The organism is Bacillus sp. JJ1474, assembly GCF_036965225.1.
Taxonomy (GTDB): domain Bacteria; phylum Bacillota; class Bacilli; order Bacillales; family Cytobacillaceae; genus Cytobacillus.
The window spans coordinates 1-12,501 of record NZ_JBALPC010000276.1 but is presented as its reverse complement, the minus strand read 5'-3'; the positions used below and the strand labels follow the sequence as shown (position 1 = coordinate 12,501).

Below are 12,501 nucleotides of genomic sequence, written 5' to 3'. Positions count from 1 at the left end.
ACCCTTGGAGCGGGAACCAGTGGCTGTAGGTGATTTTTTTAATATATAGAATAGACAAATTCCATCATTACAAGGATAGGGAACATTATGTTAAGATAAAAATGTATGCGGTTACAATACAAGGAGAGGGATTTATTATGAAAGTAAGAGACTTTATGATTACAAAAGTTTTTACTGTTAAACCTTCGAATACTGTCAAGGAATTGTTAACTTTACTCAATTCCAATCGAATTGGCGGTGTACCAGTTGTTGATGATAAAGGTCATTTGGTCGGTATGGTATCAGATGGAGACATATTACGCTACCTGTCTCCAAAGCCCATAGGTATTGCTGGCCTTGTTTATATAATAGAAGATGGGGAAATTGAGGATGTAATAAAAGAAAAGTTGGATACACAAGTAAAAGAAATTATGACAAAAAGAAATCTCCTCTTTGTATCACCTGATGATGATTTTGAAATAACAATTCGATTATTATCCAGGCATCATTATAAAAAACTCCCCGTAGTCAATGGGGCTGGCCGCGTCATTGGTGTTCTGAGCAGAGGAGACATTATAAATAATATTGCGAAAAAAATTATTTCTTCATGAAAAAAGAAACCATTCGTAAAATAACACCTGTACGAATGGTTTCTCGAAACTATTCTAGCATTTGAAAAAAGCTGTTATATCCTTTTAAAAGATACTTAGTGGAAATTCTATTACCCGCGTACTGCTTCTGTTGCTTTCACCGCAGCTGGGGATTTTTCCTTTACTGCACTTGATTTTTTTACAAATAAAGAGCATATTAACCCAACTACAGAAATCCCAGTAATAAAGGAGAAGGTATATTTTATTCCAGCAGCTAATACCTCTGGTTGGGAAGCATTTGGAACATCAATCACATATCCGCTTTGACCAGCAGTAAATAAAGTAATCGCGATAGCTGTACCTGCTGCCCCGGCTACTTGGTTCAATGTATTCATAGCCGCTGATCCATCTGCATATAATTCACGCGGTAATTGATTAAGTGCATTTGTTTGTGATGGCATCATTACCATCGTTATCCCAAAGAAGAAGATCATAAATGCTACGATTATCTGCCAAGCAGGTGTTGTTGATGAGATTACGGACGCAAACATGAGATTTGCAATCAAGATAACAATAGAACCAATAATGACAAAAACACGTGGGCCAAATTTATCAAATAGAGTCCCAACAATCGGTGACATAACCACGTTGACGGCATTACCAGGAAGTAATAATAAACCAGCCACCATCGCACTATATAATAAAGCACCCTTTAGATACATAGGCAATAAAATTCCAGTAGCTAAAATCATTAAAATACCAAGAAACATCATCGCTGTTCCCAATGTAAACATAGGATACTTAAACACACGTAAATTAACCATCGGCTGAGGCATTTTCATTTGGCGAATACCAAATAATAGAAGTGCGATAATCCCTACAAGTAATGGTGCCCATACTTTAGGAGATGAGAAGCTTGCTTCTGCCATCGTTGCCAACGCGTAAATTAATCCGCCAAAACCGATTGTTGATAAAGCAACTGATGAAACATCGATTTTAGGTTTTGTAATTTCCGAAACATTTACAATCTTAGCTACAGCAAAAAGTGTCAATAATACATATAAAATAGCACTAATCCAGAAAATATAATGCCAGCCCAATGTACTAATAATAACCCCTGAAAGTGTTGGTCCTAAGGCTGGGCCTAATGTAATAACAAGCCCCATAAGCCCCATTACAACTCCACGTTTATGAACAGGGAAAATAATCAAAAGAACGCTCGTCATAACCGGTATCAGAATACCTGTTCCGATGGCTTGAACTAAACGGCCAATTAATAACATCGTAAAATCTAAGGATAACGCTGCTAAAATCGCTCCCAACAGCGAAATAATAAGTCCCCCAATAACTAATTGTCTAGTCGTAAACCATTTCATTAACAGTGCTGAAATCGGCACTAAAATGGCTAAGACTAATAAATATCCTGTTGTTAGCCATTGTGCAGTTGCAGCTGTAATAGAAAATTGCTCCATAACATTTGATAATGCCATATTTAATGCTGTTTCACCAAATAATCCAATAAATGCACCAAACATTAAGATAAATGCCATTATCTTTGGATTTTTCACTTGAATTTGTGTATTCATAAAAATCTCTTTATCTCCTTTTAAATTAAATAAACCCAACACCCTTAATTCCTTTTTGTTGGAAAATCGTTGTCGCGATGTCGATTATCAGCGATTTTGTATCCATTTTCGTGGTAACCTCCTGCATACCAGCCGAATGTTCATAAATATATCAAAAATTTTTTCTTAATGTCAACCAAATTGACAATATTTTTTTGTTAAGTTATTATTAACTTAGTTGACAATATATCTGAGGAGGAACAAATGTTTAATATTGGAGATTTAATCATCTATTCCGCACATGGCATTTGTAAAATTGATGATATTTGTGAAAAAACAGTTGCAGGTATTACAAGACCGTATTATGTATTACACCCCATGGAAAATGATCATCAATTAACGATAAGTACTCCTGTAGATAATGATAAAGTAGTCATGCTTGAACTAATTCGTAAAGAGGAAGCCAATGAAATACTTGAATCTTTTAAAGATCCAGGGGTAAAGTGGATTGAACATGCAAACATGCGTTACAATGACTATTGTGAAATTGTACATGCTGGTGATCGAAAAGAAATTGCTAAAGTGGTTAACACGTTGATGAGGAAAAAAATAGAATATGAGCTGAACGAAAAAAAACTTTATGAACAAGATCGTAAACTTTTGAACTCTACACAAAATATTTTGTTTAAAGAATTAGCTATTTCATTGAATCTTACTTTTGATGCGGTAAATGAAATGGTAATAAACTTGATTAAGGGAACTGAATAGATAAATTCTTCTCCATATTGACTGCTTTGATCTAAAAAAACCCCTGCTTCGTTAACAAGATTAACAAAGCGAGGGGTTTTAGTTTCTTTTTAGCTTTTAAATGTCCCATTCTAATTTTAATAAGTTTTTAAGCATATTTACTTGATCAGTGCCTATTTTTTCAGCAATTTTATTCTCAAGCTGGGCTTTCAAGGCTTCGTTTTTTTCGTAGCATTCTTCACCTAAGGCTGTTAGCTGGATACACTTCTCTTTTTTGTTGTTTTCTACATTATGGACTTCCACTAATCCTTTGGCAGAAAGATTTTTAATAAACTTATGGATCGCCTGGCGAGAAATATTTACATTTTTTGTAACATAAGAAATAGTAGGTCTCTTTTTATAAATCCTGGCCATAATATACCATTCAGAATTTGAGATATAAATCTCACTTTTATCGTTCCAGGCTTTCTCTGAAATTCTTCGGACCAAGCTATGACGTTCACTTATTAAATCAATAAGATCTAAATTTTGTAATTCAGAGTTTGAAATCAAATGATTCACTCCCATCATAATCCTCGCCACTTACTATACAAAACCCGATATTGGATGTCAATTTGGTACTTCCAATAGATTACTAGGCCGCATAAAAAGAGAAATAGGAGATGATCCCATTTCTCGTAAAATCAATTTATGCTATTAATCCTACTTGACCTTTTTTACTAGCCCCGTCACAAACTGCATCCACGCATATACCCCTGTCTTAACCGTTTCTGCCACAGCGGAATCCTTACTTGGGTCTAAACAAACAAAATCAATATGCTTTACAGTTGGATTCTGTCCGATTTCCAATAAGGCTTCAAATAATTCAATAGCTGTCATTCCACCTGGAGTTGATGCAGGTACACCTGGTGCTAGGGATATATCTAGCACATCCATATCAACAGTTACGTAAATGCGGTCAACTTGATCTGATAGTTTTGTTAAGGCAGCCTGAATGGTTTTGATCATTCCATTTTTACGTGCCTGCTTTAAAGTCACCATTTGAATCTGATGCTCTTTTGCGTAATCAACTAGCGGCTTTCCATTAAAATAACCGTGCAGTCCGATATTAAAAACATGTTCCCCTTTTACGATGCCGCCATCAATTAATTGCCGGATAGGTGTCCCATTGGCTGGTCCGAGTTCAGCAGGATCTCTTACATCAAGATGGGTATCTAACTGCAAAATCCCAATCGTTTCACTTGGAAAAGCATCCTTAATCCCGCGAACAGAGCAGGCAGTTATGGAATGGTCACCGCCTATCATGCACGTTACCGTTTCCGGGTAAGCCTCCACTATTGATGCTGTAGAGGATTGGATGCGCTGATGGGATAACAAAATATCAGTTGTATGCATGGCAACATCGCCCGCATCTGCCACACGATAGGCAGATAAGTCCACATCCTCATCTAAATTATAGGTGGCAAAGCCTTTCCACATCCGCCGAAATTCAGTCGGATACAAGGAGGCGCCAGATACGCTTATAGAGGACCGTGAAATCGGTGCCCCATATAAAATCAGATCAGGCTTTTCCTTCATTTCATGAAGAGGACGAACCCAATGATGAACATAAGTGGGCTCTCCTTCTCCTTTATTCCAAGACCATTCCGGCTTTTGAAACCAATTCTCTTTCATATTTCTTACACCACCTGAACGCCTTTTTTCCACACTGATTTCACATGGTTGACGCCGAATAAATATTGCAATTCTTGATAGCTTTTAACATTCCAGAGAACGATGTCTGCTTGTTTGCCAACTTCCAAAGACCCGATCTTTTCCTGACGATTGATCGCACAAGCTGCATTATAGGTTGCTGCTGTTAAGCTTTCGGCAGGTGTTAGTCTCATAGAGATGCATGCTAGATTCATAACGAGCGGCATAGAAGTAGTTGGTGAAGATCCTGGATTGCAGTCAGTAGAAATGGCAACTGCAACACCTTTATCAATCATTTTTCTTCCTGCCGCTGCCTGTTCACGCAAGTAAAGGGCAGTCGCCGGCAGTAAGCAAGCAATCGTTCCAGATTTGGCCATTGCTTGAATGCCCTCGTCTGATGCCTTCAATAAATGCTCAGCTGAAATGGCACCAACCTTGGCCGCTAACTCCGCCCCGCTATACGGTTCAATTTCATCCGCATGTATTTTAGGAATTAGGCCTAATCGTTTCCCAGCTTCTAAAATACGCTCTGATTGTTCCGGAGTATAAACACCCTTTTCACAGAAAACATCATTAAACTCTGCTAGCTTTTCCTCTGCTACTATAGGCAGCATTTCTTCAATTAAATGATCAACAAATTCATCTTCTCTTCCTTTAAAATCAGACGGAACCGCATGCGCCCCCATAAAGGTCGGAACAAGATCAATAGGATGAGATTCCTGCAGCTTTTTCATCACCCTTAATTGCTTCAATTCCGTTTCAAGATTCATCCCATAGCCGCTTTTTCCTTCCACAGTTGTCACACCATGCTTTAAGAAAGAATTAAGTCTGTGTGTTGTTTGTTCAATCAATTCTTCTTCAGATGCTTCACGGGTCATGCGGGTCGTCGCATGAATCCCGCCGCCCGCATTCATAATGTCCATATAAGTTGCGCCCTCAAGACGCATTTCAAATTCACGTTCACGGCTGCCGCCATAAACAACATGTGTATGTGGATCAACAAGCCCTGGGGTAACTAAGTGCCCAGCAGCATCTACAATTTCAGCATCTTGTACCCTTGCGGCGTAAAGCTTTTCAAGTTCCTTCGTAGTCCCAACAGCCTGAACAACACCATCTTCAATCCATAGGCTTCCGTCCTCTATTAATCCTAGCTCAGACATCGCTTCCCTAGAACGCGGTCCCTTAACTTCCGAAGAAAGCGTAGCTAGCTGCGTAATATGTTTAATCCAAATCGGTTTTACCATACTTATTCATTCCCTTTTTTTAACATCGGAATATTGACGCCCTTTTCACGCGCTGTTTCCTCTGCCAGCTCGTAACCTGCATCGACATGTCGGACAACTCCCATACCTGGGTCAGTTGTTAACACACGCTCAAGGCGGGCTTCAGCTTCCTTCGTTCCATCTGCAACAATAACCATACCTGCATGCAGTGAGTAGCCCATGCCAACGCCACCGCCATGGTGGACAGAAACCCATGTTGCGCCGCCAACTGCATTAATCATCGCATTCAAAATTGGCCAGTCAGCTACAACATCTGATCCATCCTTCATTCCTTCTGTTTCACGGTTCGGTGAAGCTACTGAACCAGAATCAAGATGGTCACGTCCAATCACAATCGGCGCCTTTAATTCACCTCTTGCTACCATATCGTTGATGATTTTTCCAAATCGTGCACGCTCTCCGTAGCCTAACCAGCAAATGCGGGATGGAAGGCCTTGGAATTGAATTTTTTCACGAGCCATCCGGATCCAGTTGCAAAGATGGGTATTATAGCTAAATTCACGCAGAATTACCTCGTCTGTTTTATAAATATCCTCAGGGTCGCCAGAAAGAGCTACCCAGCGGAAAGGTCCTTTTCCTTCGCAGAATTGTGGACGGATATAGGCTGGAACGAACCCAGGGAACGCAAATGCATTTTCTACTCCTTCATCCTTCGCAACCTGACGAATATTATTGCCGTAATCAAATGTAATCGCGCCCTTTTCCATCATATCAAGCATCGCCTGAACATGCTTTGCCATTGACGCCTTGGAAAGCTTCACATATTCCTCTGGATTTGCTTGTCGTAATTCTGCAGCTGCTTCTAATGACATTCCTGAAGGAACATAGCCGTTCAGTGGATCGTGAGCAGACGTTTGATCTGTTAAAACATCTGGAATAAATCCTTTTGCAATCATTTCTGGTAAAATATCTGATGCATTTCCGATTAAGCCAATGGATAGAGCCTTGCCAGCTAACTTAGCTTCCTGTGCCAGCTGAATTGCTTTATCGAGAGAATCTGTTTTTACGTCTGTATAACGAGTTTCGATTCGACGGTCAATTCTCGTTTCATCAACGTCAATCCCAATACAAACGCCGCCATTCATCGTAACCGCAAGAGGCTGAGCGCCACCCATTCCTCCAAGTCCAGCTGTTACGGTAATCGTATTTTTCAGTGAATTATTAAAATGCTGCTTTGCAAGCTCAGCAAACGTTTCATAGGTTCCTTGAACAATCCCTTGTGAACCAATATAAATCCAGCTGCCTGCTGTCATTTGCCCATACATCATTAGACCTTTTTTATCGAGTTCATGGAAAGTATCCCAATTCGCGTAGGCAGGGACAATGTTAGAGTTTGCAAGAAGAACCCTCGGTGCATCTGTATGTGATTTAAAAATAGCAACTGGCTTTCCTGATTGAATAAGTAAGGTCTCATCATTTTCGAGTTCTTTTAAGGATTTTACAATGGCATCAAAGCATTCCCAGTTTCGCGCGGCTTTGCCTATTCCTCCATATACAACGAGATCCTCCGGGCGCTCAGCAACATCAGCATCCAAGTTATTCATAAGCATACGAAGTGCCGCTTCTTGCTGCCAGCCCTTTGTATTCAATTCTGTTCCTCGGTAACGTACAACCTTTTCACTTGCAACTGTTTTCATTATCTTTACCTCCCTTTGTTTATATTTTTATTGTATAGGGAAATTTCAGATAACTATTTATAAAATAATGATAATCTTATACTTTATTGCACTGATTTTTATATTATTACTGTTTTTTATAAAATGTTTCATTAGCTTGATGATTTTCAATAACATATTAGAAATTACTATAACCGCTGCGGTATGCTGACGGTGTACAGGATTCATACTGCTTGAATTTAGAATTAAAGTACGTTTGATGGGAATAGCCCGTTAATCTTGCTACTTCCTCTAAGGGCAAATTCGTTTCTTGAAGCAGGCGTTTTGCTTCCCGAATTCTTACTTGATGAAGGAGGTCCCTAAAGGATATTCCTGATTCCATTGAAAAACGCCGGCTAAGTGTGCTTTTATTGATTCGAAGAGCCTCAGCGCAAGCCGCTAGATTCCATCCTGCATCCCAATAATTTGCTTCTATTAATTCTCTTGCTTTTTCAACTAGAGAACGCGGACCTTCCTGAAGAAGCTGGGCTTCAACCTGATTAAGCAAACGGCTAGTAAAAGTGAGAAGCTCTTGAACAATTTGATAAATGACTGGTTTGTGAATAATTTGCTGAAAGATTTCATGGTAAGCAGCTTCTAATGTTGCACTTTGAAGATTATATGACTTCATATGCCTGCGAATTTGGGCAAGCACACTTGTTAGACGAATACGAACCATTTCAGGATCGGGGTATGGCTTTTCATATGTCAGAAATTCATGTTCTACCCAGTCCTTAATTGCCCGTATATTTTGCTTTTCCAGCATCTCAATCCATTGCCGCTGTTCAAGAGGAGTGAGGAAGGGGTCTAATTCTCTAGAAAGCATTTGATCATTTTCCGCTAAAATAATATCGTATCCTTCAAAGAAAATCCTCTTCGTCAGCTGCCGTGTTTGCTGGTATTTAGCCTTTAGAGAAAATTCGGTCGACTCGATATTAATCACAATAGCTAAAGGCTCGTCCATCCTTTCCTTCCACTTCGTTAAAAAAGATTGATAAACCTCCTGTAAAATTTCAATCTTATCCGTTTCCTGAACACAAAGGATAAAATCGGATAGGGCAAATAATGTATGGTTACCTGGAAAAGAGTATCGCTGCAGGGCATCATACACAAGGCGAAGAGTATCCGGATTAGGTGTTAAGAACGCTACCATTGTGATTGGAAAGCTATACTTTCTATCTGATAAAAAAAGGTCCGGGTAATCGATCATATCAGGATTAGGTTTACTAGCTGTTTGATTCAAATAGAAGGGTTGTTCATTACGCGTTTGGTAACGAAGCTGTTGAATATGTTTAACTAGGTCATCTGCTGAAAAAGGGCGAAACAAAACATCCTCCGCCCGAAATCGGAGAGCCCGATACGCCGTTTGAAAAATCCGTTCCGAAGAAATCCCCAGCCAGCGAATTTTTAGCTGCTGGAGCCGGCTACATAGCCGCTCACTTTCGGGGCCCCATCGATCCATATCCACTATGACAAGCTGTGGCAGCTGTTTATGTACAGACTGAATTAGCTCCTCAATAGTATCCCACTGACTCAGCCTCACTCCTGCTAAATGTGATTCAATAATCCAGCGGATTCCCTGAGCTTCTAATGAATCCTTACCAAGTATGTGTATATCCATAGCAAACACCCCTTAAAACATGGTATGAATGATGTCCCGTTTGTTTAATTATATTATTCTCCTAAATATAATGGTTTCCCTTTATTATGAGTAGTCCAATGTGGAAAGATATTATTCGAAATACAGGGGGCATCATGGCATTTTCGGGAAAAAGTTTTAATCAAACGTTTAATTAAATCCGAATAAAACCTAATTAATCAAACGTTTAATTAAACCCTCAATCCCTTGTGGCTGTTGCATTAAACGGCTAATCAAACGTTTGATTAAATTTTAAAAAAAGCCATTTAAACAAACGTTTGATTGAAATTCTAGTGGAAATTATTTGTTATTGTAAGAAATTATTTAGAGGGGGGTCTAAATAATGAGTGGTTCTGTTTTTGTGAAGAAACATTGTAAATAGGAGACCAAACTACCCTTGATTTCGTATGAATATTAAAATACTAAATGGAAATAGGAAGTAAAAAGCGTATAGAATTGTTCAGGGTGAGCAAATTGGCGGACTATGGTCACGCTATTTTGCAAAATAGCCTTTATTTCATAGTTTATCGGACTTAGGATCCTCTATTAGGGTTAAAATGGATAAATTTTGTATGATTTTCATCGATTAACGACACTGGGGTCCGCTTGCATTTGGAAGGAGCGGGATTTTTAGTAAATAGCGGAATGAGTGTCCGAAAAAATTTAAAGCGGACTATGGTTCCGTTATTGTTCACTCATCATTTTAAAGTACTCAGTTCATAATCCTCTGAGGGTATGCTATTTTCACCGCTAATCAAAGTGGTAATTTATTTATAAGCAGTGCTTTATTTAAGTGTAAAACAAATCGTCATCGTCTTTAGCAGAACTTGTCCTTAATGCTCGAAATAACCTTGCACTCTGTTACATACTAAAAAATATTCCATATTTTATTAAACACGTGAATTTTGACCAAGAATTTATTAATCAAACGTTTAATTAATATCCAGATTTCAGCCTTTAAACAAACGTTTAATTAATTTTTAATTGCTTGGGGCTGTAAGCACGGATCATTAATCAAACGTTTGATTGAATTTGAAAAATAACGTATTAATCAATCGCTTGATTAACATCTTTAATCATGTTTAACTATTATGCAAAAATAACTTTTAATTATTTCCCCCACTTCTCCTCCATCCATAATTTAATCCTTCCATTAATTCCAAATTAAGATCTGTTTACAACTTCTCAAGAATTATTATCCAATTTATGTGCATATACATTTAGAGGGAAAAATATTATTTTTGGGGTGAGTGCGTTGAATAGAGTAGGAAAAGATGATTTTAAGCTAGGCTTTGTGCCTCATCATAATCATGGTTCTGTAGATTATACTTCTGTTAGTGACGGACATGTCCATCAGTGTTTAGATATTACTTCTCCACCTATCCAAACCCAGGACGGGAATCATATTCATTATACAGAGGGATATGTCCTTTTTGAGGATGGTCATAATCACCATTACAAAGCTTATTCAGGCCCTGCAATCCCTGTCGGCAATGGCATGCATGTTCATTATTATGACTTCTATACAACTGAAAGCGATGGCCATCGTCATCGGGTAAAAGGTGTTGACCAGCCCGCACCTGGCAGCAAATAACCGATATGGCAAAACCCGAATCTTTGGCAATGTCTAACCTGCCTAGATTCGGGCTTTTTAACGTTTTATATTCCTTTTCTTTATTTCACTTTTACAGATCTACACTTTAAAGGTTCCAATTAACAGCTTCAATTCCTCTGCCACTTTCGATAAAGCAAGGGAAGACGCAGCTATTTCTTCCATGGATGCGAGCTGTTCTTCGGTTGCAGATGAAACCTCCTCTGTTCCGGTTACAGCTGTGGCCGCGACTTCATTCACGATATTAATCGCATTAAGAATATGCTCTGAACTTGCAGCCATTTGCTGGACAGCCGATGAGACATCAAGTATATCACTAGCTACCTCTTTAACAGCACTTTGAATTTGCTGGAATGATTCTCCTGCTGTATTTACGATTCCAATTCCCTCATTTACCTCAGTAAAAGCTTGTTCCATTGATAAAATAGCTGATTGTGTTTCACTTTGGATGGAGGTAATTAATGTTGAAATTTTTTGAGCTGACCCAGCTGATTGTTCTGCGAGCTTTCGAACTTCATCAGCTACAACAGCAAATCCTCGTCCGCTTTCCCCTGCCCTAGCAGCTTCAATTGCCGCATTCAAGGCAAGAAGGTTTGTTTGAGCTGATATATCTGTAATCACCTCGATAATAGATCCGATTTCCTTTGACCGTTCTCCTAACCCCTTAATCGTATCTCCTAATAAAGAGACGGTTTGATTGATTGAATTCATTTGGAGAATAGCATTTGAAATGGTTTCATTTCCTTCAGATGCTTTTTCAGAGGTAATTAATGCCGCATCGGACACATTTTGCGCATTACCAGCTATTTGACGAACACCATCAGACATTTCATTAATAGTTTTCTTTGTTTCTCCAACACTATGAACCTGCTGATCTGTACCCTCTGCTAATTCTTGAATAGTCCTTGCAATATGCTCTGTTGCTTTGTTTGTCATTTCTGTACTTGCTGTTAACTCTTCAGCGGAAGCAGCAACATGTTCAGATGTCAGGGAAACTTGTTTGATCAGCCCTTGAATTCCGTTTATCATGCTGTTAAATGATTCCGTTAATCGTCCAACTTCATCTTTGGAATCAATTTTACCTTGTATAGTAAAATCGCCCTTTTCAGCCTTTGACATAAGATTCTGAATTTCCTTCACGGGCTTCGTTATAAGATTAATAATGACCCATCCAATGCCTGTAAAGAGGATAGCCGCAAGTAAAGAAACAAATAGCATGATCATCGTTGCCTGGTTCTTCATTTCTTCATTGACCTGATTTAAATGTTCAGATGCTTTAATATTGCTGTCGCTAATTACATCTGAATATCCGCTAACAGAAACCCTAACACTATTAAGCTGTGTAGAATACGCCAAATAGGCCTGCTCCCGCTTACCTGCTAAAGCCAAATCAACAATTCCATTAAGCTCTCTTTCGTAAGCTTTCAGATGCTCTTGAAGATGTGTGAAGTTTTGCTTTTCATCCCCATCCAATTCAGTCGCTTCATATTCCTTCATAAGCTGATTGTTTTGCTCAAATCTCTCATTAATTTTTGTTTCTAAATCAACCTGCTTTGCTCTATCATCCGTTATTATTAATTCTAGTACATAAGAATCAAGCGCACGATTGTTATTCCGTATAAGATTAATATTTTTTATTGGGATTAACCGTTCCGTATACATTTCCTTCGTATTATTAGACATTTGACTCATGTATACATAACCAATGGCGCTAATCGTCATAAGAAATATGATGGAAG

Annotated in this window: 10 protein-coding genes; 3 read left to right on the top strand and 7 right to left on the bottom strand. The window is 38.7% G+C overall.

Annotation, left to right across the window (positions count from 1 at the left end; translation table 11 throughout):
- Positions 1-137 precede the first annotated feature (137 nt).
- Positions 138-590, top strand: a complete 453-nt coding sequence (locus V7164_RS24395) for a CBS domain-containing protein (protein ID WP_335355516.1) — start codon at positions 138-140, stop codon at positions 588-590.
- Positions 591-700: 110 nt separating this feature from the next.
- On the opposite strand, the gene V7164_RS24390 is transcribed toward V7164_RS24395, so the two are convergent.
- Positions 701-2,155: a DHA2 family efflux MFS transporter permease subunit gene (locus V7164_RS24390; RefSeq protein WP_335355515.1), complete on the bottom strand. Its 1,455-nt coding sequence runs from the start codon at positions 2,153-2,155 to the stop codon at positions 701-703.
- A gap of 243 nt (positions 2,156-2,398) precedes the next feature.
- On the opposite strand from V7164_RS24390, the gene V7164_RS24385 reads away from it, so the two are divergent.
- Entirely contained in the window at positions 2,399-2,902 is a 504-nt protein-coding gene (locus V7164_RS24385) for a CarD family transcriptional regulator (RefSeq protein ID WP_335355514.1), read from the top strand.
- Positions 2,903-2,998: 96 nt separating this feature from the next.
- On the opposite strand, the gene V7164_RS24380 is transcribed toward V7164_RS24385, so the two are convergent.
- The 5 genes from V7164_RS24380 to V7164_RS24360 all read right to left on the bottom strand — a co-directional run bounded on the left by V7164_RS24380 (position 2,999) and on the right by V7164_RS24360 (position 9,132).
- Positions 2,999-3,451 (bottom strand): MarR family winged helix-turn-helix transcriptional regulator, encoded by a 453-nt coding sequence (locus tag V7164_RS24380; protein WP_335355513.1) that lies wholly within the window; start codon positions 3,449-3,451, stop codon positions 2,999-3,001.
- Positions 3,452-3,583: 132 nt separating this feature from the next.
- On the bottom strand, positions 3,584-4,555 hold the full coding sequence (locus tag V7164_RS24375; protein ID WP_335355512.1) for an agmatinase family protein: 972 nt from the start codon (positions 4,553-4,555) through the stop codon (positions 3,584-3,586).
- A 5-nt stretch (positions 4,556-4,560) separates the two neighbouring features.
- Complete coding sequence (gene hutI / locus V7164_RS24370) at positions 4,561-5,817, bottom strand: imidazolonepropionase (protein WP_335355511.1); 1,257 nt, start codon at positions 5,815-5,817, stop codon at positions 4,561-4,563.
- A 2-nt stretch (positions 5,818-5,819) separates the two neighbouring features.
- Positions 5,820-7,493, bottom strand: a complete 1,674-nt coding sequence (gene hutU / locus V7164_RS24365; protein ID WP_335355510.1) for a urocanate hydratase — start codon at positions 7,491-7,493, stop codon at positions 5,820-5,822.
- A 157-nt stretch (positions 7,494-7,650) separates the two neighbouring features.
- Positions 7,651-9,132, bottom strand: a complete 1,482-nt coding sequence (locus V7164_RS24360) for a response regulator transcription factor (protein ID WP_335355509.1) — start codon at positions 9,130-9,132, stop codon at positions 7,651-7,653.
- A 1,273-nt stretch (positions 9,133-10,405) separates the two neighbouring features.
- On the opposite strand from V7164_RS24360, the gene V7164_RS24355 reads away from it, so the two are divergent.
- Positions 10,406-10,744, top strand: coding sequence for a YmaF family protein (locus V7164_RS24355; RefSeq protein ID WP_335345119.1), 339 nt, complete (start codon positions 10,406-10,408; stop codon positions 10,742-10,744).
- 99 nt (positions 10,745-10,843) lie between these two features.
- On the opposite strand, the gene V7164_RS24350 is transcribed toward V7164_RS24355, so the two are convergent.
- Complete coding sequence (locus V7164_RS24350; protein ID WP_438824748.1) at positions 10,844-12,484, bottom strand: methyl-accepting chemotaxis protein; 1,641 nt, start codon at positions 12,482-12,484, stop codon at positions 10,844-10,846.
- Positions 12,485-12,501 lie beyond the last annotated feature (17 nt).